The sequence below is a fragment of the Kineococcus gurbantunggutensis genome (assembly GCF_050871925.1).
GTDB lineage: Bacteria > Actinomycetota > Actinomycetes > Actinomycetales > Kineococcaceae > Kineococcus.
In genome coordinates, this window is sequence record NZ_JBJLSG010000058.1 from 1 (window position 1) to 21,457 (window position 21,457).

Consider the following 21,457-nt stretch of genomic DNA (forward strand, 5'->3'; position numbering starts at 1 on the left):
GTGTTCTTCTGCTGCGGGGGGGGGCGGCGGGGGGGGGGGGGGGGCGCGGGCGCGCGGGCCGGGCCGCCCCCCCCCCCCCCCCCCCCCCCCCCCCCGCGGCTGGGTGCCGATGATCGCGTCGCGCACGGCGCGGGTCTCCGGCTGCGAGGCGGTGATGAAGTCGCGGTTGAGGTCGAAGTCGGCGGCGTTGCGGCGGGTGCCGGCCACGCGGCCGTCGGGGTTCATCGTGACGACGACGTGCACGCGGGCGGTGTCCACGACGCGGCGCACCCCGGGGTCGTCGCTGGTGGCCAGGCGCTCGATCACGCGGCGGGCGCCGTCGGTGCCCTCCCACTCGTTGCCGTGGATGTTCGCGTTGACGAACACCGGCGCCTTGTACCCCTCCAGCAGGGCGCGGTCGCGCGCGGCGCCGGCGGGGTCGTCCTGGATGCGCGCGCGCATCCGCTCCTGGCGGCGCGCCTCGCCCGCGGACTCCGGGGAGGTGACGGTGACCAGGTACAGGTCGCGGCCCTGCGTGGAGCGGCCGATGACCTCCACGCTGACCCGGTCGCTGCGCCGCTGCAGGTCGTTCAGCCAGGGGGCCAGGTCGTGGTACGGGGTGAGGCCGAGCTTGAGGGAGCGGTCGCCCGCGTCGACGGGGAACTGCGCCAGCTCGGTGCGCCGCGGGTAGCCCTGGACGCGGCCGGTGCGCCCGGGGGCGCCGCGCAGCAGCTGCGGGGCCTCGCCGGCGGCGCGCAGGACGCCGGCGCCCGCCGCCTCGCGGGGCCGCTCGGCGCCCTCGCGCCCGAACGCGCCGGCGCCCGCGGGGGCGGGCGGGGCGGCGGGGGCGGCGACGGCGGGGGCGGGCGCGGCGAGCGCGCCCGTGACGAGCGCGGCGGCGAGGACCGTGAGCGTCTTCCTCACGCGGGGACTCCTGTTCGTGGGGGGTGGCGGGGGCCCGTGGGCCCCGGTGCCGGGGTCGACCGACCCCGGCCCCGCACAGGTACCACCCAGGAGCCCCTCGGCACGCTCGCCGCGCCGCCCGTTCACACGTCTGTTCGACGCGGGGCCCTCAGGCGCCGAGGACCTGCGCGACCGCGGTGACGGGCAGGTCGTGGGCGGCGCCGACCTCGGCGCTGGTCAGGACCCCGTCGTGGGTGGACAGCCCGCGCGCCAGGGCCGCGTCGGAGGCCAGCGCCGCGCGCCAGCCGGCGTCGGCCAGCCGCACCACGTACGGCAGCGTCGCGTTCGTCAGCGCGTACGTGGAGGTGTGCGGCACCGCGCCGGGCATGTTCGCCACGCAGTAGAACAGCGAGCCGTGCACGGGGAACGTCGGGTCGTCGTGCGTGGTGGGCCGGGAGGACTCGAAGCAGCCGCCCTGGTCGACGGCGATGTCCACCAGCACCGAGCCGGGCCGCATCTGCGCCACCAGCTCGTCGCTCACCAGCTTCGGCGCCCGGGCGCCGGGCACCAGGACCGCCCCGACCACCAGGTCCGCGCTGCGCACCGCGCGGGCCAGCTCGAAGGCGTTCGAGGTCACCGTGCGCACCGCCCCGCCGAAGCGGGCGTCGACCTCGCGCAGCTTGGGGATCGACAGGTCCAGCACGGTCACCTCCGCGCCCATCCCCAGCGCGACGCGCGCGGCGTTCTGCCCGGACACCCCCGCGCCGATGACGACGACGTCCGCGCCGCGCACGCCCGGCACCCCGCCCATGAGCACCCCGCGGCCGCCCCGGCCGCCGGCGCCGACGGCGGAGTTCGCGCTCATCAGGTGGTACGCGCCCACCTGCGGCGCCAGCCGGCCGGCGACCTCGCTCATCGGCGCCAGCAGCGGCAGGGAGCGGTCCGGCAGCTGCACCGTCTCGTAGGCGATCGCGGTGGTGCCCGCCGCCAGCAGCGCCGCGGTGCACTCGCGCGAGGCCGCCAGGTGCAGGTACGTGAAGAGCACCTGGTCCCGGCGCAGCCGGTGGTGCTCGGAGGCGACCGGCTCCTTCACCTTCAGCAGCAGCTCCGCCGCGCCCCACACCTCGTCGGCGTCGGCGACGACCTTCGCGCCGGCCGCCTCGAACTCCGCGTCCGGCAGGGAGCTGCCCGCACCGGCACCGGCCTCGACCAGCACCTCGTGGCCGTGGCCGACCAGCTCGTGGACACCCGCGGGCGTCAGGGCCACGCGGTGCTCGCGGTTCTTCACCTCGCGGGGGACACCGATGCGCACGTCGAACCTCCAGGTCGGGCTGCTGCACGGACCCCACCAGGATGAAGATGCGGCGCCGGGGTGACAACGCAACCGCAGGAGATTCGGTACCGTCCCACCGTGGCGTCCAACCCTTCGAAGGACGGTCCTTCCGCGGCCCCGGCGCCGAAGAACGTTCGGCCGGCGGTGGACGCGGTGGACCGCGCGATCCTGCATGTGCTGGCCGAGGACGGGCGCACCACCAACGCCGCCCTGGCCCAGCGCGTGGGCATCGCGCCCTCCACCTGCCTGCTGCGCGTGCGCGCCCTGCGCGAGTCCGGCGTCATCCGGGGTTTCCACGCCGACGTCGACCCCAGCGCCCTCGGCCTGGACCTGCAGGCGATGATCTCCGTCAAGCTCGCCGCCCACGCCCGCGGCAGCATGGGCCCCTTCGTCGCCCGCATCCGCCGCCAGCCCGAGGTCCTCGACGTCTACTTCGTCGCCGGCGCCAACGACTACCTCCTGCACGTCGCCGTCGCCTCCACCGGCGCCCTGCGCGACTTCGTCGCCGAGCACCTCTCCCGCGACCCCGACGTCGGCCTCACCGAGACCAGCCTGATCTTCGAGCACACCCGCGCCGCCGGGCGCTCCTGACCGCACCAGGCCACCCGCGCGCCCCCGTTCCTCCGCCGCTGCGGGTGCGCTCCGGCGCACCGGTGCCTAGCGTCGGAGCATGAGCCAGCACAACGACGAACCGACCCTCGAGAACGTCATCGACCCCGAGATCGCCGCCCCGCGCGACCGCCAGGAGCACGCCAAGATGCCGGCGCGCCCCAGCGACGACGAGCTCGAGGTGCGCGTCGAGCACGAGCGCCGCGAGGCGGGCCTGACCGACGAGCCCGACCGGGTCCCGCCCGCCACCGACTGACCGCACCCGACCGGGGGGTCACCGCCGCCCGCTCAGTCCTCCGGGTCCGGCTCCACGACCGGCATGTGCAGGTGCGCCATGCTCGCCGGCCGCGGCGCCTCCGGCAGGTACTGCGGCTCCAGGCGCCCGTCCGCCAGGGCCGCCGTGGAGTCGGTGACCCCCAGGCGGCGGCGCACCCGCCCGTAGAAGTCCGGCTCCCGCAAGCGCACCAGCCGCACCTTCCACGGCCGCGCGTGCACCCCCACCCAGTCGCCCGGGTCCAGGACCGCGCGGATCTGCCCGTCCACGGACATCGACACCCGCCCGCTGCGCTCCAGCACCCGCACCGAGATCACCTCGTCGGCCGCGACCACGAAGCTGCGGTCGAACACCATGTGCGGGGCCACCGGCGTGAACACCAGCACCTGCGCGCGCGGGGAGACCACCGGCCCGCCCGCCGCGAACGAGTACGCCGTCGAGCCCGTCGGGGTGGAGACCACCACCGCGTCCGCCGAGTACGACGCGAACAACCGGTGCCCCACGTACACGCCCAGGCTGGCCTGGCGGTCCCGGGCCAGCTTCTCGAACACCACGTCGTTCAGCGCCGTCAGGTCCACCTCCACGCCCCAGCCGACCTCGTCGGCGTCGGCCCGGTGCACCTGCGGCGGCGGCAGCACCGGCCCGCGCCCGTAGCGCAGCACCGCCTCCAGCTCCTGCGGGACCTGCAGCGGCCGGCTCGCCCGCGCCGTCAGCGTCAGGCGCTCCTCCAGCACCGCCTCGCCCGCCTCGAACAGCGCCAGCGCCTCCAGCAGCTGCTCCGGGCGCACCTCCGTGAGGAAGCCCACCCGCCCCACGTCCACCCCCAGGACCGGCACGTCGGCCACCTGCGCCACGGCCACCCCCCGCAGGAACGTGCCGTCGCCGCCGACGGTGACCACCAGGTCCATCGGGTCCGCGGCCTCCACCTGGGCGCGCACCGCCTCGCGGTCGCCCTCGGCGGCCCACACGTCGAACTCCGCCACGAGCACGTCGCGCCCCTGCGCCCAGGCCCGCAACCGCGCAGCGGTCTCGCGCGCCACCTCCTTGCCGCCGTGGACGACCAGACCGATGCTGCGCAGCGTCACGGGGTCCCCCTGGTGTCGTCGGGTGCGCTCCAGGCGCATCCTGGGTGCTGGGGGGCCGGGGCACCACCGGGGCGGTCCGTGCTCGAGTCTCGTGCTCGTGGCCGGGTCCGCGCCCGGGCGCCGCGGTGCACCGGGTGCCGGGCTCTCCGCCCGCGACCGGGTGCACCGTCTGGCCCGGGTGCGTCCGGCGGGCTCCGGACGCCCGGCACCCGGCACACCCCGTCACCCTCGAACCCCACCGCGGGTGCTGAACTCCAGGCCTTGCCCCGCACCTCCCCCTCCCCTCCCGGCCGGGGGACTTCACCTCCTCCCTTCCGTGATCGAGGAAGTCGCCACTTCCTCGACCCGGTGATCTTGCGCGCTCGCGTCTTCACGGATGCGAGATCACGGCGGGGAGCGGGCGCGGGCGGGATCACGCAGGGAGCCGGGCGCTGCTGCGGCCGGCGTCCGGAGCCCGCCGCGCGCACCCGGCCGCTCCGGTGCACCCGGTCGCGGGCGGAGAGCCGGCCGCAGCAGCGCCCGGCGACCGCACCACCCCGACCACGACGGAACCCTCGGAACCCCCGGAGCACCGGGATCCCCGAGTTCAGGTGAACCAGCGCGCCACGACCGGCAGCACGAGCGTCATCAGCAGCGCGTTGAGCACCATCGCCGCGCTGGACCAGCCCCCGGCGACGTGGGAGTGGGCCAGCGCGCGCGAGGTGCCGATGCCGTGCGAGACGACGCCCAGGGCGAAGCCGCGGGCGCGGCCGTCCTCGACGCGCACGCGGTCCAGGACCCACGGGCCGACGGTGGCGCCCAGGACGCCGGAGACGAGGGTGAGCACCACCGCGAGGGTGGTGTTGGCGCCGATGGCGGCGCCGACGGTCAGGGCGACGGGGGTGGTGACCGAGCGCGGCAGGGCGGTGAGCAGGAGCTCGTCGGGGGCGCCGAGCGCGACGAGGGAGGCGACGGTGACGGTGACGCTGACGGCGCCGGTGACGAGCAGGGTGACGAGCACGGCGAGGCGGTCGGCGAGCAGGGCGCGCCCGGAGCGCAGCAGCGGCAGCGCGAGGGCGACGGTGGCGGGGCCGAGCAGCAGGGTGAGGACGGAGACGGAGGCGAGGTACTCGTCGTAGCCGATGCCGAGGACCTCCAGGGCGAGCGCGACGGCGACCATCGCGACGAGCACGGGGGCCAGCAGCGCCGGGCGGCCCAGGCGGCGGTGCAGGGCGTCGGCGCCGAGGTAGGCCGCCAGGGTCAGGGCCAGGCCGAAGCCGGGGGCGTGCACGACGGCGTTCACGCGGCCTCCCCGGCACCGGCGCCGGGGGCGGTGCCGGCGGGACCGGCGGGACCGGCGGGACCGGCGGGACTTTCGGGACCGGCGTGGGGGCGGCGGCGCAGCAGGGCCTGCAGCAGCGCGCCGGCGACGACGAGGCCCAGGGCGAAGGAGCCCACGACGGCGACGGCGAGCGGGGCGGCGTGCTCGGCGATCTCGGACAGCTGCGTCAGCGCCCCCACGCCCGGGGGGACGAACAGCAGCTGCAGGTGCCGCAGGAGGGGGTCGGCGGCCGGCTGGGCGCGCGCGACGAGACCGCGGTGGCCGGCGCCGACGGCCAGCAGCAGCACGAGGCCGACGACGGCGCCGGGCACGGGCAGGCCGGTCAGGTCGACGAGCAGCGTGCCGAGCAACTGCAGCCCGAGCAGCAGGGCGAGCGCGGCGAGGACGGCCGGCACGTGCCGCCCCCAGCCGAGGTGGCCCTGCGGAGCGTGGTCGCCGGGTGCGTTCACCGGGCCAGCGTGCCAGCGGCGCGCGCGGGGCCCGGGACCGCCGGAGCGGGTGCGCGGGCTCAGGTCAGCCAGGCCGGGCGCGGCCCGGTGCCCAGGCGGTGCCGGGCGGCCTGCTCCGAGGGGCTGTACGGGCCCAGCGCAGCGCGCGCGGCGCGCAGCTGCCAGCGCGCGCGGACCAGCCGCGCCCGCTCGCGCGGCCCGCGCACCGCCCGCCCCGTCGCCCCCGCGAACGGCGCCACCACCGGCGGGAGCAGCAGCCCCGCCGCCCCGGCCAGCCCGGCGTAGAACACCCGCTCCGCGCGCCCCAGGCCCGGCGGGCCGGCCAGGAAGCGCAGCAGGTCCGCCGGCACCGGCTCCAGCTCGGGTGCGAACCCCACCAGGGCCTCCGCCAGCTCCGCCTCGCTGCCGGGCAGGTCGCCGGCGCCCAGGGCCCGCGCGGTGCGGGCCCACTCGCGCACGTACGCGTCCGCCCAGCGGCGGCCGAACCGGGGCGCGAGGTCGGTGCCCAGCTCGCGCTGCGCGGCCAGGAAGGCGTCGGTGAAGGCCAGGTGCACCCAGCGCAGCAGCGCGGGGTCGCCGGCCGCGTAGGCGCGCCCGTCGGCGGTGGTGCCGCGCACCCTCCGGTGCATCCCGCGCACCCGCGCCGACTCCCGCTCGGCCAGCTCCGCGGAGCCGAAGGTGCACACCACGAGCCAGCGGGCGGTGCCCGACAGCCGCCCCCAGGGGTCCTCGCGGTAGCTGGAGTGGCGCTGCACCCCGGCCAGCGCCAGGGGGTGCGCGCCCTGCGCGAGCAGCGCGACGACCCCGCCCGCCAGGGTGGACAGGTCCCCGTGGACGCGCCAGACGACCCCGTCCGGCTCGAACCAGCCCGGGCCCTCGCCGACGGAGGCGATCTCGCGCACCCAGCCGGGCGCGCCGGTGGGGTCGCCCGAGACGCGCTCGCGGAAGGTGCGCCGGGCCCGGGCGGGCAGGTCGCCCACGGAGGGCGGCAGGAGGGTGGCCACCTGCGCAGCCTCACCCGCGCGGGGCGGGTGCGCGCGCCGGACGGCGCCCGCCCCGGCGCGGGGCGCCTCAGCCGCGGAAGGGCTCGCCCGTCAGCCGCTCGTACGCCTCCACGTAGCGCGCCCGGGTGCGCTCGACGACCTGCGCGGGCAGCGGCGGCGGGGGCGCGTCGGAGGCGCGGTCCCAGCCGGAGCCCGGGGAGGTGAGCCAGTCGCGCACGAACTGCTTGTCGAAGCTGGGCTGCGCCCGGCCGGGCCGCCACTCCTCCGCCGGCCAGAACCGCGAGGAGTCCGGGGTGAGGACCTCGTCGCCCAGCACGGTGCGCCCGTCGGCGCGGCCGAACTCCAGCTTGGTGTCGGCCAGCACGACGCCGCGTTCGCGGGCGACGCCCTCGGCGCGCGCGTACACCGCCAGGGTCAGCTCGCGCAGCTCCGCGGCCGCGTCCGCGCCGACCGCGGCGGCGACGTGCTCGAAGGTGACGTTCTCGTCGTGCTCGCCCAGCTCCGCCTTGGTGGCCGGGGTGAAGACCGGCTCGGGCAGGCGCGAGCCGTCCACCAGGCCCTGCGGCAGCGCGATGCCGCACACCGAGCCGCCGGCGCGGTACTCCGCCAGGCCCGAGCCGGTGAGGTAGCCGCGGGCCACGCACTCCACGGGGAACATCTCCAGCCGCCGGCACACCATCGCCCGGCCCGCCACGGCCGCGGGCACGTCGGTGGAGAGCACGTGGTGCGGCACCAGGTCGGCCAGGCGCTCGAACCACCACAGCGACAGGGCGGTGAGGACCTTGCCCTTGTCGGGGATCTCGCTGCTCAGCACGTGGTCGTAGGCGCTGATGCGGTCGCTGGCCACGACGAGCACCTCGCCGTCGCGGCCCCCGCCGCCGTTCCCGTCGGGGGCGGGCACGTACAGGTCGCGGACCTTGCCGGAGTAGGCGTGCCGCCAGCCGGGCAGCTCCGGGGGCGCGGGCAGCGCGGGGGCGCTCACGCGCCGGCCGCCGCGGCCGCGATGTCGGTGCGGTGCACGGCGCCGTCCAGGTGCACCGCGCGCAGCGCCGCGTAGGCGGCCCCGCGCGCGGCGGCCAGGTCCTCGCCGGTGCCCACCACCGACAGCACCCGCCCGCCGGAGCTGACCACGCCCGTGCCGTCGGGCGCCAGGGCCGTGCCGGCGTGCAGCACGTGCGCGCCGGGCACCGCCTCGGCGTCCTCCAGCCCGCGCAGCAGCCCGCCGGTGACGGGCGCCTCGGGGTAGCCGGGGGCGGCCAGGACCACGGTGACCGCGGCGTCCTCGCGCCAGCGCAGCGGCGGCAGGTCGCGCAGCGCGCCCGGGGTGGCGCACGCGCGCAGCACCTGCCCCAGCGGGGTGGCCAGGCGCGCCAGCACCACCTGGGTCTCCGGGTCGCCGAAGCGGGCGTTGAACTCCACCACGCGCAGGCCGCGCGAGGTCAGCGCCAGCCCGCAGTACAGGACGCCGCTGAAGGGGGTGCCGCGCCGGGCCATCTCGGCCACCACGGGCCGCGCCACGCGCTCGACGACCTGCTCGGCCAGGTCCGCCGGCGCCCACGGCAGCGGCGAGTAGGCGCCCATGCCGCCGGTGTTGGGGCCCGCGTCGCCGTCCAGGGCGCGCTTGAAGTCCTGCGCGGGGGCCAGCGCCACGACGTCCTCGCCGTCGGTGAGGCAGAACACCGACACCTCCGGGCCGTCGAGGAACTCCTCCACGACGACGGGGCCGTGGCCCAGGCAGGCGCGCGCGTGCTCCAGCGCGGCCTGCCGGTCGCCGGTGACGACCACGCCCTTGCCGGCGGCCAGGCCGTCGTCCTTGACGACGTGCGGGGCGCCGAAGGCGTCCAGGGCGGCGGCGACCTGCTCCTCGGTGGTGCACACGTGCGCCATCGCCGTGGGCACCGCGGCGGCCGCCATCACCTCCTTGGCGAAGGCCTTGGAGCCCTCCAGGCGGGCGGCCTCGGCCGACGGGCCGAAGCAGGCGATGCCCTCCGCGCGCACCGCGTCGGCCACGCCGGCCACCAGCGGCGCCTCCGGGCCGACCACGACGAGGTCGGTGCCCAGGCGGCGCGCCAGCGCGGCCACGGCCGCCGGGTCGGCGGCGTCCACCGGCTCGCACGGGGCCACGAGGGAGGTGCCGGCGTTGCCCGGCGCGGCGACGACCCGGTCCACCCCCGGGTCGTCGAGCAGGGCGCGCACCAGGGCGTGCTCACGGGCACCGGAGCCGATGACGAGGACGTCCACGGCGACCGAGCGTAGGGCCTGCGCGGGGCGGGCCGTGACGGGCGCGGGACGGGCTCGTGCGGGATGATCCGCCCGTGCCCCGCAGCATCCCGTTCGCCCTCGCCGCCCGGCGCCGGACGCGCACGGGGTGGCGGCGCTGGCAGGGCTCGTGGTGGCAGATCCTGCAGTGCGGGCTGGGCGCGGGCGTCGCCTGGACGCTGGCGCAGGCGCTGTGGAACCAGCCGTACCCGGTGTTCGCGTGCGTGGCGGTCGTGGTCTCGCTGGGCGTGCAGAACAACGCGCGGCTGCGGCGGGTGGCCGAGCTGGGCGCCGGGGTGACCGTGGGGGTGCTGCTGGGCACCGTCATCGCCCAGCTCATCGGCCGCGGGCCCTGGCAGATCTCCCTCATCGTCGTCGCCGCGATGGGCATCGCCCGCTTCCTGGACTCCGGGGTGCTGCTGGTGAACCAGGCGGCGCTGCAGGCCACGTTCATCATCGCCTTCCCCCCGCAGCAGGGCGGCGGGTACGGGCGGTGGCTGGACGCCATGACGGGGGTGGTGGTGGCGCTGGCGATCGCCGCGCTGCTGCCCTCGGACCCCACCCGCGACGTGCGCAGCAGGGGCCGGGCGTTCACCGGGCAGCTCGCGGACCTGCTGGAGGACGCCGCCGAGGCGGTGCGCGAGCACGACGCGGACAAGGCGGAGGCGGCGCTGGAGCGCGCCCGCGGCACCCAGGCCGAGCTGGAGGCGTGGGCGCAGGCGGTGCTCGCCGGGCGCGAGGTGCACCGCATCTCGCCGCTGCGGCGCGGCAGCCGGCGGGAGATCGCCGAGCACCAGCGGATCCAGGCCGGGGTGGACCGCGCCACCCGCAACGTGCGGGTGATGCTGCGGCGCATCTGCACCGCCCTGGAGTACGACGAGCAGCTGCCCGCCTCGCTGGCCGGGGCGGTGGAGTCCCTGGCGGCCGCGGTGCGCTCGCTGGGGCAGCCGGCCTACGAGGGCGAGTCGGTGCCGCCGTCGGTGGCGGGGCTGAAGGAGCTGGCGGTGACGCTGGGCCCGCGCACGCTGGGCGCGGAGTCGCTCTCGGCGACGGTGGTGGTGGCGCAGCTGCGCTCGGTGGTGGTGGACCTGCTGCAGGCGCAGGGCGTGGACCGCGAGGAGTCGCACCGGCTGCTGCCGCACTGAGGAGGCGCCCGCCGGCGCCCCCTCCCCGCGCCCCCTCGGGGCCCTTCGAGCCCCCCTCTCAGCGCCGGCGCAGCGCCCGCGCGGCGGCGACGGCGGTCAGCGCGAGGAGCACCGCGGCCACCGCGGTCCCGGCGCGCCGGGCCGCCCCGGCCCCGGCGAGGTGCTCGGCGGCGTCCTTGACGCGGTCGGTGACCGACAGCGGCACGGCGGCCAGGGCGTTGCCCGGCGGGCGGCGCGGCACGCGCGGGTGCGGGCGGGTGGGCGCCACCCGCCGCTGGACCTCCCAGGCGGCGCCGATCGCGCGCAGCTCCTCCACGGAGGCCACGCGCTGCAGCCGCGGCAGCAGGTCGTCCTCCTCGTCGTGGGCGTCGTGGCGGATCACCTCGAAGGCGCGGTGCACGAGCTCGTCGTAGCCCGCCGAGCGCGGGTCGGCGTCCTGGAGCTGCTCCAGCAGCTCGTTGACCTGCTGGTGGTCGCCCTCGATGTGCCGGGTCAGCTCCTCGCCGTGCTCGGGCAGGTGCGTGCGGTACGCCGGGAAGAGCACGGTCTCCTCGGCGAAGGCGTGCCGCAGGGCCCGCTCGGCGAGCTCGGCCAGGACGCGGCCGCGGGCGTCGGGGTCCGTCTCGGCGTCGTGGGCGCGCATGAGCGCGTCGAGGTCGGCGTGGTCGCGGCTCTGGCGGGACAGGATGCTGCCCGGGCCGCCGCGCTCCTCCTCGGACTGGTCGGCCACCGACCGCAGCCCGTTGCCCCGTGGGTTCGTCATGCCGTCCCCCGTACCCGCCCCGGGGGTGCCGCACGCGCCCGGCGGGCCGCGGGGTCGCGGTCTCGCGGCGCGCCCCGGGGCGTCGAGGGGTGTCGAGGGGTGTCGAGGGGTGTCGAGGGAGCGGCGGAGGGGTGGCGGGACGGTGACGGTGGTCACCGCGCTTCCCACGCACGGGGGTCCTGTGGTTAGCCTGTCCTCACCGATCGACGACGGAGGCGGCATGACGGCCACGACCGAACGCACGACCGCCCGGGCGGCGGTGCGCTCAGCGGCGCGCCCGGAGTACCGCCTCTTCGAGGTGGCGGTGGTGCGGCGCGAGCAGCTCGGCCCCAGCTTCGCCCGCCTGACCTTCTCCTCCCCCGAGCTGGACTCCTTCGAGCCCGGCGGCTTCGACCAGCGCCTGAAGGTGCTGCTGCCGCAGGTGCCGTTCGAGGCGCTGGGGGCCCCGCGCGGCGACTGGTACGCGTGGTGGCGCGCCCTGCCCGAGCAGGTGCGCCCCGTCATGCGCACCTACACGGTGCGCGCGGCGCGGCCCGCGACCGCCACCTCCCACGCCGAGGTCGACGTGGACTTCGTCCTGCACGGCGTGCACGGCGGCGCCGCCGGCCCGGCCGCCTCCTGGGCGGCGAGCGCCCGCCCCGGCGACCGGGTCGCGCTCGTGGGCTCCTGCACCCCGGGCACCGGCCGGATGTGGGGCGTGGAGTGGGCCCCGCCCGCCGAGGCCCGCACCCTGCTGCTGGCCGGCGACGAGACCGCCGTGCCCGCGGTGTGCGCGGTGCTGGAGCAGCTGCCCGCCGGCGCGCGCGCCGTGGCGGTCCTGGAGGTCCCCGACATCGCCGACGCCGTCGACGTCTCCTCCGACGCCGACGTCACCGTGGAGTGGCTGCCCCGCGGCGGCCGGCGCGCGCACGGGGAGCTGCTGTGCCCGCGCGTGGAGGAGATCGCCGGCCCGCTGGTCGACGAGGCCTCCCGCACGATCGCGCTGGACTTCGAGGACGTCGACCTGGACGCCGGCATCCTCTGGGACGTCCCCGAGCGGGCCGTGGCCACCGGCCCGGAGTGCCTGTACGCCTGGCTCGCCGGCGAGGCGGGGCTCGTCAAGCGGATGCGGCGGCACCTGGTGCGCGACGTGGGCCTGCCGCGCGCCTCCGTCGCCTTCATGGGCTACTGGCGCGAGGGTCGCGCCGAGGGTGCCTGAGCACCCGGATCTGGAGGGACCAGGAGTGAAGAACCCCTTCCGCCGCGACAGCGGCGGCGGCCGGGCGCAGGGCGGGCGGCGCCAGCGCCGCGCCGTCGTCGTGCGCACCGAGCGGATCACGCCGCAGGTGGTGCGCGTGGTGCTCGGCGGCGAGGACCTCGCCGACCTGCGTGCCGAGCACGCCGACTCCTACGTCAAGGTCGTCCTGCCCGCCCCGGGCACCGCGCTGGAGGAGCCGCTGGACGTGGCCGCGGTGCGCGCGGCGCGCCCTCGCGAGGAGTGGCCGGTGGTGCGCACCTACACCGTGCGCGCGGTCGACGCCGAGCGCGGCGAGGTGACGATCGACTTCGTCCACCACGGCGACGAGGGCGTCGCGGGGCCCTGGGCGGCCGCCGCCCGCCCCGGCGACGTCGTGCACCTCATGGGGCCGGGCGGGGCGTACTCCCCGGACCCGGCCGCGCCGTGGCACCTCATGGTCGGCGACGCCAGCGCGCTGCCGGCGATCGCCGCGTCCCTGGAGCGGGTGCCCGCCGGCGCGAGGGCCGTGGCGGTCGTGCAGGTGCACGGCCCCGCGGAGCAGCAGGCGCTGCCGTGCCCGGGCGAGCTGCGGGTGCACTGGCTGCACGGCGCCCCGGACCCCGAGGCGCTGGTGGAGCTGCTGCGCTCCCTGGAGCTGCCCGCGGGCGCCCCGCACGCCTTCGTGCACGGCGAGGCCGACTGCGTGCGCGCGGTGCGCCGCTGGGTGCGCACCGACCTCGGCGTGCCGCGCGAGATGCTCTCCGCCTCCGGGTACTGGCGCCGCGGGCGCACCGAGGACGGCTGGCGCGGCGAGAAGCCGCAGTGGAACGCCGCGGTGGAGTCCGACGACGCCGCCGTGGCCTCCCCCGCCTGAGCTCCCCCACCCGCCGCTCCCCCCGCCCGGCCCCGCCGCGGTCGGGCCCGGGGTGCGCGGGGGTCAGGCCGACAGGACCGCGTCGCAGACCTCCACCAGCGCCGCGCGCAGCGGGTCGGCGCGCTCGGCGAAGGCCCGCTGGGCGCGCACGTACTGCGCCTTGCCCTCCGGCGTCTCGATCGGCACCGGCTCGTAGCCCAGCGGGGCCACGTCGTAGGGCGAGGCGCGCATGTCCAGCTCGCGCACGTCCCGGGCCAGCTCGAAGCAGTCCAGCAGCAGCTCGCCGGGCACCGCGGGCGAGAGCTTCATCGCCCACCGGTAGCAGTCCATCGTGGCGTGCAGGCAGCCCGGCTGCTCCATCGCGGCCTGCTGCGTGCGCGTGGGCCTCAGCTCGTTGCGCGGCACCGCGGACGGGGTGAAGAAGCGGAACGCGTCGTAGTGGCTGCACCGGATGCGGTGCGACTCCACCACCGCGTCGGTGCCGGCGTGGCCCAGGCGCAGCGGCAGGCCCGCGTGGCGCACCTGCTCGGGGGTGCTGCGGTGCACCATCGCCCACTCGTGCAGCCCGAAGCAGCCCAGCTGCGCGGGACGGGTGCGGGTGGCGGCGAGCACGTCGCGCGCCAGCCGCACGGTCGACTCGCGCTGCGCGCGCAGCGAGGCCGCGTCCACCGCCACGCCGCGGCCGGTGCCGGCGTAGTGCGCCCAGCCCTCGCGCTCGCCGGCGTCGAGCAGCTCCACGCCGACGCCGGGGTGCCAGCGGCGCAGCTTGCCCGGCGCCCACGAGTAGTACGTGAAGAGGAAGTCCTCCACCGGGTGCGCCCGCCCGAGGCGGCGGCGCTCGACGGCGGCGGCGGTCAGGACGTGCGCGCGCCGCTCGTGCGCGGCCTCGCGCGCCGTCCACTCCCCGCGGGTGAGCTGCTCGCGCTCCGCCGGGGCCGGAGCACCGGGGCCCGGTGCGCCCGCGCGGGCGGCGGGCGGGTGCTGCGTGTCCACCGGGTCAACGGTACGACGGCCGGCGGGCGGGGCGGGCCGGGCGGTCGGGCACACTGGCCCGGTCAGCGCCCGCACCAGGAGGTCCAGCCCGTGAACGGCACCACCCCGCCCGCACCGGTCGCGGTCTGCCCCGTCGAGGCCCTGCCCGAGGGGGGGGTCGTGCGCTACGACGGCCCCGGCGTCAGCGCCCCCGTCTCCGTCTTCCACGTCGACGGCGAGCTGTACGCGATCGACGACACCTGCACCCACGCCAACGAGTCCCTGGCCGACGGCTGGGTGGAGGGCTGCGCCGTGGAGTGCCCCCGGCACGCCTCGGCGTTCGACCTGCGCAGCGGCGAGCCCTCCGGCCCGCCGGCGATCCGCCCGGTGCGCACGCACCGCGTGGAGGTCGCCGACGGGCAGGTCCTCGTCCACGTGGGCACCCCGCGGGGCTGATCGCGCCGAACCTGCACAGCCCCCGCGCGGCGGAGTGGGCACAATGACCGCTCCCCCGCCGCCCGATGCGCGAAGATGTGCCGGTGCGCCGCCTCGACACCATCGACGCCCGGATCCTGCTCGCGCTGGACGAAGACCCCCGCGCGACCGTCCTGGGCCTGTCGCGCCAGCTCGGCCTCGCCCGCGGCACGGTGCAGGCGCACCTGGAGCGCCTGGAGTCCGACGGGGTGCTGCACCGCTTCTCCCGGCGCCTGGCACCGGCCGCGCTGGGCTTCTCCGTCTCCGCGTTCGTCATGGTGGAGATCCACCAGGGCCAGCAGGAGGACACCCTGCGGGCGCTGCGCGAGACCCCCGAGGTGCTGGAGGTGCACGGCATCACCGGTGACGGCGACCTGATGTGCCGGGTCGTGGCGCGCGACGCGGACGACCTGTACCGGGTGGGCCAGGACGTGCTCTCGATCCCCGGGGTGGTGCGCACCCGCACGTCCCTGGCGATGCGCGAGCTGGTGCCGTACCGGATCGACCCGCTGCTGAGCGAACTGGCCGACTGACCCGGCGGCACCCCGCCGGGGCGCGCGGACGGCGGCGCCGCGCGCGTGGGGCAGAATCGGGCGCGTGTTGCGGTGGCTGACGGCAGGCGAGTCCCACGGTCCGGCGCTCGCGGGGATCCTCGAGGGCCTGCCGGCGGGCGTGGAGGTGAGCAGCGCGGACATCCGCGCGGCCCTGGCGCGCCGGCGGCTCGGGCACGGGCGCGGCGCCCGGATGGGCTTCGAGCAGGACGAGCTGGAGGTCATCGGCGGCATCCGCCACGGGCGCACCCAGGGCGGGCCGGTCGCGCTGCGCATCGGCAACAGCGAGTGGCCGCGCTGGCAGGAGGTCATGGCCGCCGACCCCGCCGACGCCGAGGGCCGCCGCTACGACGAGCCCGGCCGGCTGCCCGCCCGCGGGCGCTCGGCGCCGCTGACGCGCCCGCGCCCCGGGCACGCGGACCTGACCGGCATGCAGAAGTACGGCTTCGACGACGCCCGCCCCGTGCTGGAGCGCGCCTCGGCCCGCGAGACCGCCACCCGCGTGGCGCTGGGCGAGGTGGCGCGCGCCTTCCTCGCGCAGGCCGCCGGGGTGGAGGTCCTCTCCCACGTGGTCGCCGTGGGCACCGTGGAGGTGGCGCCGGGCACGCTGCCCGGGCGCGGCCGCCGCGACGCCGTGGACGCGGACCCGGTGCGCTGCGCCGACCCGGCCGCCAGCGCCCGCATGGTCGCCGAGATCGACGACGCCCACTCCTCCGGCGACACCCTCGGCGGTGTCGTGGAGGTCGTCGTGCACGGCCTGCCGCCGGGGCTGGGCTCGTACGTGCACTGGGACCGCAAGCTCGACGCGCGCCTGGCCGCGGCCCTCATGGGCATCCAGGCGATCAAGGGCGTGGAGGTCGGCGACGGCTTCGAGACGGCCCGGCGCCGCGGCTCGGCCGCGCACGACGAGATCGAGCGCACCGACGGCGGCGAGGGCCGCGAGGGCATGACGGTGCGCCGGCGCACCGACCGCGCCGGCGGCGTCGAGGGCGGCATGAGCAACGGCGAGGTGCTGCGCGTGCGCGCGGCCATGAAGCCGATCTCCACGGTGCCGCGCGCGCTGGACACCGTGGACACCGCCTCCGGCGGCGCCGCGCAGGCCATCGCGCAGCGCTCCGACGCCTGCGCGGTGCCCGCGGCGGGCGTGGTGGCCGAGGCGATGGTCGCGCTGGTGCTTGCGGACGCGCTGCTGGAGAAGTTCGGCGGCGACAACGTCGAGCAGGTCCGCGCGAACGTGGCCTCCTACCTGGACGGGCTGACGATCCGCACCGCCGCGCAGGAGCCGGGCGGGCAGGAGCCGGTGGCGCAGGAGCCGGTGGCGCAGGAGCCCGCGGTCCAGGAGGTCTGAGCCCGGCGGGCTGCGCGCTCAGCGGCCGCAGCGGTGCTCAGCGGCCGTAGCGGTGGCGCAGCCAGGCGCGCTGCGCCACCAGCCCGCCCGCCAGCAGCGCGAGGGTCACGGCCACCCCGGCGGGCCCGACCAGCCCGGCGCCCACGCCGATCCCCAGCGCCACCGCGGCGGCGGCCACCAGCGGGCCGGTGCGCCAGACCTGCGGGGCGGGCGGCTCGGGCCCGGGGCGCTGCACCTCGGGCAGCAGGGCCAGCAGCAGGGTCGCGGTGAGGAGCAGCCACAGGTCGGAGGGCTCCGGCGCGGCGGGCACGAGCGCGACGACCGCGGCCGCCGCCGCGACGGCGAGCGCGACGGTGCTCCAGAACGCGACCTCCACGGCGTCCGGCGGCGCGTCGGGCGAGCGCAGCGGCACGTGCCACCAGGCGCGCGCGCACAGCCGCTGCCCGGCCACCTGCAGCAGCACCCCGGCCAGGGGCGCCAGGGACAGCACGAGCGGCAGCCGGTCGTGGTCGTCGAGCACGTCGAACAGCAGCACCGTGAAGGCGCCGAGCAGCCCGGCGAGCTGCACCACCAGCCCGGCGGCGTACAGCCGGCGCCCGGCCCCGGGGGCCCGCAGCGGGTGGGTCCCGGGGCGTGCCCGCACCCGCTCGTCCACGACGTCCACGGCGTCCTCCTCGTCGGTCCCGCGGTTCACAGCCCCCGCACCCCCCGCACGCTCTTGTGCAGCGCCTGCCGGGTGACGCCCAGGGCGGCGGCGAGCTCGACGAGGCTGTGGTCGAGCACCAGCTCGGCCAGCGCGCGGGAGCGGGCGGCGGCCACGGTCGAGCGCAGCGCGGAGGCGGCGGCGTCGACCTCGGCGAGCACGACGACGGCGCCGAGCAGCCCGCCGCACGCGCCCACCCAGTCGCGCCCGGCGGGGGCGCCGGCGAGCTGGGCGAGCAGGCCGCGGCCGGAGTCGGCCAGGACGTCGGCGACGACGCCGGGGGTGGTCCAGCGCGCCAGGCGCTCGGCGGCGCCGTCGCCGGGGGCGCGGTGCGGCAGCGCGCGCGCCCAGTCCGGCGCCTCGTGCGCCACGGTGTCCACACGCGTGAGTGACCCAGGGTTGACGACGGCTGTCAACCCCGGGTTGCGCACCGGGGGTCAGCGCAGCGCGGCGTCGACCTCCGCCAGCACCAGCACCGCGCCGGTGACCCCGCCGCACTCGCCGACCCAGTCCCGCTCGGTGGGCAGCCCGTCGAGCTGCGCCTGCAGCCCGCGCCCGCCGTCGGCGAGCACCGCGGCCACCACCTCGGGGGTCGTCCACTCCGCCAGCCGGCGCGCCACGCCGTCACCGGGACGGCGGTGCGGCAGCGCGCGGGCCCACTCCAGCACCTCGTGCACCCGCGCGGTCACAGGGCGAGGGGGGCTTCCCGCCGCATGGGCACGTGCGGGATGCCGTCTTCGTCGAAGGCCGGCCCGTCGGCGACGAACCCGAAGCGGCCGTACCAGCCCTCCAGGTGCGCCTGGGCGTCCAGGACGACCTCCGCCTGCCCGGCGAGCTCCAGGGCGCGGCGCATGAGGTCGGCGGCCACGCCCCGCCCGCGGGCCTCGCGCGCGGTGGCCACGCGGCCGATGCGGGCGTGCTCGCGGTCGCCGGGCTCGCGCAGCAGCCGCAGCGTGCCCAGCACCCGGCCGGCGGCGTCCTGCGACCACAGCAGCAGCGCGCCCGGCTCCAGGTCGCGCCCGTCCAGCTCGGGGTAGGCGCACTCCTGCTCCACCACGAACACGTCCACGCGCAGCTTGAGCAGCTCGTAGAGCACGCGCGGCGGCACGTCGTCCAGCGCCGCCTCGTACAGGGGGTGCGCGCTCATCCGAGCAGGTCGTGGCGCACGACGGTCTGCTCGCGGTCCGGGCCCACGCCGACGGCGGAGATCCGCGCCCCGGACAGCTCCTCCACGGCCTCCACGTAGCGCTGGGCGTTCTTGGGCAGGTCCGCGAACGAGCGCGCCGCGGAGATGTCCTCGGTCCAGCCCTCGAAGTGCTCGTACACCGGGGTGGCGTGGTGGAAGTCGCTCTGCGACATCGGGATCTCCTCGTGGCGGACGCCGTCCACGTCGTACGCCACGCACACCGGGATCCGCTCCCAGCCGGTGAGGGTGTCCAGCTTGGTGAGCACGAAGTCGGTGACGCCGTTGACGCGCGCGGTGTAGCGGGCCACGAGGGCGTCGTACCAGCCGGTGCGGCGCGGGCGGCCCGTGGTGGTGCCGTACTCCCCGCCGTCGCGGCGCAGCTTCTCGCCGTCGGCGTCGAGCAGCTCGGTGGGGAAGGGGCCCTCGCCCACGCGCGTGGTGTACGCCTTGACGACGGCGATGATGCGGTCGATGCGGTTGGGCGGCACGCCCGTGCCGGTGCACGCGCCGGCCGCGGTGGCGTTGGAGGACGTCACGAACGGGTAGGTGCCGTGGTCGATGTCGAGCATCGTGGCCTGCCCGCCCTCGAAGAGGACGATCTCGTCGCGGTCCAGCGCGCGCGAGAGCTCCAGGCCGACGTCGCGGACCATCGGGCGCAGCCGCTCGGCGTACGACAGCAGCGCCTCGGTGGTCTCCGCGACGGAGACGGCCCGGCGGTTGTAGACCTTCACCAGCAGGTGGTTCTTCTGGTCCAGGGCGCCCTCGACCTTCTGCCGCAGGATGCTCTCGTCGAACAGGTCCTGCACGCGCACCCCGACGCGGTTGATCTTGTCCGCGTAGGTGGGGCCGATGCCGCGGCCGGTGGTGCCGATCTTGCGCTTGCCCAGGAAGCGCTCGGTGACCTGGTCCAGCACCCGGTTGTAGGGGGCGATCACGTGCGCGGAGGCGGAGACCAGCAGCTTGGAGCAGTCCACGCCGCGGGCGGTCAGGGCGTCGATCTCCTGGAAGAGCACGCCGGGGTCCACCACGACGCCGTTGCCGATCACGGGGGTGACGCCGGGGGTGAGGATGCCGGAGGGCAGCAGGTGCAGCGCGTACTTCTCGTCGCCCACGACCACCGTGTGACCGGCGTTGTTGCCGCCGTTGAACTTCACGACGTAGTCGACGCGGGCGCCGAGGGCGTCGGTGGCCTTGCCCTTGCCCTCGTCCCCCCACTGGGCGCCGATGAGCACGATCGCGGGCATGACATCCCCTGCTTCCTGAAGCGTTCGCGGTCCTGCGTGCACGTGGCCCCTCGGACCCGGCCGGGGCCGTCGCGGACCGCGCCGAGCTTACCGGCACCGCTCCGCCCCGGTCCCCGCCCGCGGGAGCGGGCGCGGACCGGGCGGGTCGGGCGCGGGTCGGGCGCGGTGCCGGTGCCGGTGCCGGTGCCGGTGCCGGTGCGGCGCGTCAGGGGGCCAGGCGCCCGGCCAGCTCCCGGCCCAGCGCGGTGCCCGAGGCCCACGCCGTCTCCACCTTGGAGGTGCGCCCCCAGGAGTCCCCGCACACGGCGGTGCGGGTGGCCTCGTCCAAGCCGAAGGGCTGGTCGGCGTGCTGCTTGAACGGCTGGGCCAGCGACCAGCGGTGCGCGCGGTTCCAGGAGGGCACGGGCGTGGGGTGCCCGGCCAGCAGCGGCCCCAGCTCGGCCACCACGGGCGCCACCACGGCGGCGGGGTCGTCGAGGTGCTCGGCGGACAGGTCCGGGGCGGTGTGCGCCACGAGGACGGGCGCGCCGTCGCCGCGGCGGGCGCCGTCGTCGGCCAGGAAGGTCAGCAGGTCGCTGTCGTTGACGAAGGCGCCGTCGAAGTCGGGCCACCAGCGCTCCGGCCACGCCGCGTACACCGCGATGGAGGGCCGGTAGTGCCAGCGGGCGGCGACGTCCAGGCGGGAGGCGACCATGCGCGGCAGCAGGTCCGCGGCCTGCGGGTCCGGCATCGCCAGCACCACCGCCGCGGCCCGCCGGCCGTCCACGCTGGGCCCGTCCGGGCCCGCCTCGACGCCCTCGACCTCGGTGGCCGTCTCCACCGGCACCGCCGCGCGCCCGGGCGGGGCCAGCAGGTCGTCGACGAGGCTGCGCAGGCCCGCCGGCGCGCCCCAGCGCCAGGGGCCGGTGGAGACCTTCCCGTCCAGGCGGGCGCCGTCGGCGGCGCGGCCGCTGAGCACCGCGAAGGTGTCCGTCCAGCGCCGCGCCAGCCCGCGCGCCTCCCAGTCGGCGACCTGCCCGGCGAAGCCGTCGCCCGGGCCCGCCGCGGAGGCGTCCGCGGGGTCCTCGGAGACGGTGAAGTAGGACGCGCCGAGGTCGGTGACGCGCACGCCCGCCGCCGTCTCCACGCGCCGCCCGCTCATCCGGCCGCCGGGGCGGCGGCCGCGGTCCAGCACGCGCACCGGCACGCCGGCGTCCACGAGCACCCGCGCGCACGCGGCCCCGGCGATGCCGGCGCCCACGACGACGACCGGCGCGCCGGACCCGGCGGACCCGGCGGACCCGGCGGACCCGGCGGCACCGTCCGCGGGGGCGTCCCCGGGCGCGCTCACGGCAGCAGCTCGGTCACCGCGGCGGGGTCGCAGTCGCGCAGGAAGTCCCGGCAGCGCGTGGCCTCCACCTCCTCGCCGATCGCCTCCGCGGCCCGCTGCAGCGCCGCCAGGGCGCGCAGGAAGCCGCGGTTGGGCGCGTGCGACCACGGCACGGGGCCGTGCCCGCGCCAGCCGGCGCGGCGCAGCGCGTCCAGGCCGCGGTGGTAGCCGGTGCGGGCGAAGGCGTAGGCGGTGACGACCTGCTCCTCGCCCCCGGCGGCCAGGGCGCGCTCGGCGAGCAGCGCCCACGGCAGCGAGGCGGCGGGGTGCGCGGCGGCCACGGCGGCCGGGTCGGCGCCGCCGGCCAGCTGCTCGTCGACCTCGGGGTGCGCGGGCAGGTGGGTGGGCGGCGGGCCGCCCAGCAGGTTCGTGCCGGTGCTCAACGCGGGTTCCTCT

Annotated in this window: 25 protein-coding genes; 8 read left to right on the forward strand and 17 right to left on the reverse strand. The window is 77.8% G+C overall.

Features of this window, described 5'->3' with window-relative positions; translation table 11 throughout:
- Together ACRYR7_RS12530 and ald are read right to left on the reverse strand one after the other, a co-directional pair.
- Positions 1-903 (reverse strand): M14 family zinc carboxypeptidase (locus ACRYR7_RS12530; protein ID WP_432572431.1); only part of this gene is annotated, 903 nt, incomplete at its 3' end.
- 148 nt (positions 904-1,051) lie between these two features.
- Positions 1,052-2,194: an alanine dehydrogenase gene (ald, locus tag ACRYR7_RS12535; RefSeq protein ID WP_432572432.1), complete on the reverse strand. Its 1,143-nt coding sequence runs from the start codon at positions 2,192-2,194 to the stop codon at positions 1,052-1,054.
- 99 nt (positions 2,195-2,293) lie between these two features.
- Between ald and ACRYR7_RS12540 the strand changes: the two genes are divergently transcribed.
- Both ACRYR7_RS12540 and ACRYR7_RS12545 read left to right on the forward strand, forming a co-directional pair.
- Positions 2,294-2,806 carry an Lrp/AsnC family transcriptional regulator gene (locus tag ACRYR7_RS12540; protein WP_432572433.1) on the forward strand — a complete coding sequence of 171 codons (513 nt, stop codon included), beginning with the start codon at positions 2,294-2,296 and terminating at the stop codon, positions 2,804-2,806.
- Between the two features lie 79 nt (positions 2,807-2,885).
- Positions 2,886-3,080, forward strand: coding sequence for a hypothetical protein (locus ACRYR7_RS12545; RefSeq protein ID WP_432572434.1), 195 nt, complete (start codon positions 2,886-2,888; stop codon positions 3,078-3,080).
- A gap of 32 nt (positions 3,081-3,112) precedes the next feature.
- Here the strand turns inward: ACRYR7_RS12545 and ACRYR7_RS12550 are convergent, their stop codons facing one another.
- From ACRYR7_RS12550 to purD, 6 genes are all read right to left on the reverse strand, one after another.
- Entirely contained in the window at positions 3,113-4,183 is a 1,071-nt protein-coding gene (locus ACRYR7_RS12550) for an NAD(+)/NADH kinase (protein ID WP_432572435.1), read from the reverse strand.
- A gap of 586 nt (positions 4,184-4,769) precedes the next feature.
- Positions 4,770-5,465, reverse strand: a complete 696-nt coding sequence (locus ACRYR7_RS12555) for an LrgB family protein (RefSeq protein ID WP_432572436.1) — start codon at positions 5,463-5,465, stop codon at positions 4,770-4,772.
- Positions 5,462-5,953: a CidA/LrgA family protein gene (locus ACRYR7_RS12560; protein WP_432572437.1), complete on the reverse strand. Its 492-nt coding sequence runs from the start codon at positions 5,951-5,953 to the stop codon at positions 5,462-5,464. The genes ACRYR7_RS12555 and ACRYR7_RS12560 overlap by 4 nt, the downstream gene beginning before the upstream one ends.
- 59 nt (positions 5,954-6,012) lie before the next feature.
- Positions 6,013-6,957 (reverse strand): oxygenase MpaB family protein, encoded by a 945-nt coding sequence (locus ACRYR7_RS12565; RefSeq protein WP_432572438.1) that lies wholly within the window; start codon positions 6,955-6,957, stop codon positions 6,013-6,015.
- A 67-nt stretch (positions 6,958-7,024) separates the two neighbouring features.
- Positions 7,025-7,939 (reverse strand): phosphoribosylaminoimidazolesuccinocarboxamide synthase, encoded by a 915-nt coding sequence (locus ACRYR7_RS12570; protein ID WP_432572439.1) that lies wholly within the window; start codon positions 7,937-7,939, stop codon positions 7,025-7,027.
- Positions 7,936-9,198 carry a phosphoribosylamine--glycine ligase gene (purD, locus tag ACRYR7_RS12575; RefSeq protein WP_432572440.1) on the reverse strand — a complete coding sequence of 421 codons (1,263 nt, stop codon included), beginning with the start codon at positions 9,196-9,198 and terminating at the stop codon, positions 7,936-7,938. The genes ACRYR7_RS12570 and purD overlap by 4 nt, the downstream gene beginning before the upstream one ends.
- 74 nt (positions 9,199-9,272) lie before the next feature.
- Here purD and ACRYR7_RS12580 point away from each other — a divergent pair, with 74 nt between their 5' ends.
- Entirely contained in the window at positions 9,273-10,361 is a 1,089-nt protein-coding gene (locus ACRYR7_RS12580; RefSeq protein WP_432572441.1) for an FUSC family protein, read from the forward strand.
- 58 nt (positions 10,362-10,419) lie between these two features.
- On the opposite strand, the gene ACRYR7_RS12585 is transcribed toward ACRYR7_RS12580, so the two are convergent.
- On the reverse strand, positions 10,420-11,124 hold the full coding sequence (locus ACRYR7_RS12585; protein ID WP_432572442.1) for a hemerythrin domain-containing protein: 705 nt from the start codon (positions 11,122-11,124) through the stop codon (positions 10,420-10,422).
- Positions 11,125-11,344: 220 nt separating this feature from the next.
- Here ACRYR7_RS12585 and ACRYR7_RS12590 point away from each other — a divergent pair, with 220 nt between their 5' ends.
- Positions 11,345-12,322, forward strand: a complete 978-nt coding sequence (locus ACRYR7_RS12590; protein WP_432572443.1) for a siderophore-interacting protein — start codon at positions 11,345-11,347, stop codon at positions 12,320-12,322.
- 25 nt (positions 12,323-12,347) lie between these two features.
- Positions 12,348-13,214, forward strand: a complete 867-nt coding sequence (locus ACRYR7_RS12595) for a siderophore-interacting protein (protein WP_432572444.1) — start codon at positions 12,348-12,350, stop codon at positions 13,212-13,214.
- Positions 13,215-13,277: 63 nt separating this feature from the next.
- Here ACRYR7_RS12595 and ACRYR7_RS12600 read toward each other — a convergent pair whose 3' ends face one another.
- A complete protein-coding gene (locus ACRYR7_RS12600; RefSeq protein ID WP_432572445.1) occupies positions 13,278-14,207 on the reverse strand; it encodes a 3-methyladenine DNA glycosylase in 930 nt (309 codons plus the stop codon).
- Between the two features lie 90 nt (positions 14,208-14,297).
- Here ACRYR7_RS12600 and ACRYR7_RS12605 point away from each other — a divergent pair, with 90 nt between their 5' ends.
- The 3 genes from ACRYR7_RS12605 to aroC all read left to right on the forward strand — a co-directional run bounded on the left by ACRYR7_RS12605 (position 14,298) and on the right by aroC (position 16,559).
- Positions 14,298-14,642, forward strand: a complete 345-nt coding sequence (locus tag ACRYR7_RS12605) for a bifunctional 3-phenylpropionate/cinnamic acid dioxygenase ferredoxin subunit (RefSeq protein WP_432572446.1) — start codon at positions 14,298-14,300, stop codon at positions 14,640-14,642.
- A 65-nt stretch (positions 14,643-14,707) separates the two neighbouring features.
- Positions 14,708-15,193, forward strand: a complete 486-nt coding sequence (locus ACRYR7_RS12610) for an Lrp/AsnC family transcriptional regulator (RefSeq protein ID WP_432572447.1) — start codon at positions 14,708-14,710, stop codon at positions 15,191-15,193.
- A gap of 64 nt (positions 15,194-15,257) precedes the next feature.
- A complete protein-coding gene (gene aroC, locus ACRYR7_RS12615) occupies positions 15,258-16,559 on the forward strand; it encodes a chorismate synthase (protein WP_432572448.1) in 1,302 nt (433 codons plus the stop codon).
- Positions 16,560-16,596: 37 nt separating this feature from the next.
- On the opposite strand, the gene ACRYR7_RS12620 is transcribed toward aroC, so the two are convergent.
- The 7 genes from ACRYR7_RS12620 to ACRYR7_RS12650 form a co-directional block, all read right to left on the reverse strand.
- The gene (locus tag ACRYR7_RS12620) at positions 16,597-17,253 is read right to left on the reverse strand and encodes a hypothetical protein (protein ID WP_432572449.1); all 657 of its coding nucleotides are present in this window, start codon (positions 17,251-17,253) and stop codon (positions 16,597-16,599) included.
- Positions 17,250-17,642: a hypothetical protein gene (locus ACRYR7_RS12625; protein WP_432572450.1), complete on the reverse strand. Its 393-nt coding sequence runs from the start codon at positions 17,640-17,642 to the stop codon at positions 17,250-17,252. The genes ACRYR7_RS12620 and ACRYR7_RS12625 overlap by 4 nt, the downstream gene beginning before the upstream one ends.
- Positions 17,643-17,699: 57 nt before the next feature.
- On the reverse strand, positions 17,700-17,951 hold the full coding sequence (locus ACRYR7_RS12630) for a hypothetical protein (protein ID WP_432572451.1): 252 nt from the start codon (positions 17,949-17,951) through the stop codon (positions 17,700-17,702).
- The gene (locus ACRYR7_RS12635; RefSeq protein ID WP_432572452.1) at positions 17,948-18,409 is read right to left on the reverse strand and encodes a GNAT family N-acetyltransferase; all 462 of its coding nucleotides are present in this window, start codon (positions 18,407-18,409) and stop codon (positions 17,948-17,950) included. Before ACRYR7_RS12635 ends, ACRYR7_RS12630 begins: the two co-directional genes overlap by 4 nt.
- Entirely contained in the window at positions 18,406-19,692 is a 1,287-nt protein-coding gene (locus ACRYR7_RS12640) for an adenylosuccinate synthase (RefSeq protein ID WP_432572453.1), read from the reverse strand. The genes ACRYR7_RS12635 and ACRYR7_RS12640 overlap by 4 nt, the downstream gene beginning before the upstream one ends.
- Before the next feature lie 205 nt (positions 19,693-19,897).
- Positions 19,898-21,022, reverse strand: coding sequence for an NAD(P)/FAD-dependent oxidoreductase (locus ACRYR7_RS12645; protein WP_432572454.1), 1,125 nt, complete (start codon positions 21,020-21,022; stop codon positions 19,898-19,900).
- Positions 21,019-21,444: a DUF3151 domain-containing protein gene (locus ACRYR7_RS12650; RefSeq protein WP_432572455.1), complete on the reverse strand. Its 426-nt coding sequence runs from the start codon at positions 21,442-21,444 to the stop codon at positions 21,019-21,021. The genes ACRYR7_RS12645 and ACRYR7_RS12650 overlap by 4 nt, the downstream gene beginning before the upstream one ends.
- Between the last annotated feature and the right edge of the window lie 13 nt (positions 21,445-21,457).

What these genes read in the sequence shown, in the direction of transcription:
- ACRYR7_RS12640 (WP_432572453.1), bottom strand. Translation starts at nt 19,692, where the DNA reads ATGCCCGCGATCGTGCTCATCGGCGCCCAGTGGGGGGACGAGGGCAAG.
- ACRYR7_RS12545 (WP_432572434.1), top strand. Translation starts at nt 2,886, where the DNA reads ATGAGCCAGCACAACGACGAACCGACCCTCGAGAACGTCATCGACCCC.
- ACRYR7_RS12585 (WP_432572442.1), bottom strand. Translation starts at nt 11,124, where the DNA reads ATGACGAACCCACGGGGCAACGGGCTGCGGTCGGTGGCCGACCAGTCC.
- ACRYR7_RS12610 (WP_432572447.1), top strand. Translation starts at nt 14,708, where the DNA reads ATGCGCGAAGATGTGCCGGTGCGCCGCCTCGACACCATCGACGCCCGG.
- ACRYR7_RS12590 (WP_432572443.1), top strand. Translation starts at nt 11,345, where the DNA reads ATGACGGCCACGACCGAACGCACGACCGCCCGGGCGGCGGTGCGCTCA.
- ACRYR7_RS12635 (WP_432572452.1), bottom strand. Translation starts at nt 18,409, where the DNA reads ATGAGCGCGCACCCCCTGTACGAGGCGGCGCTGGACGACGTGCCGCCG.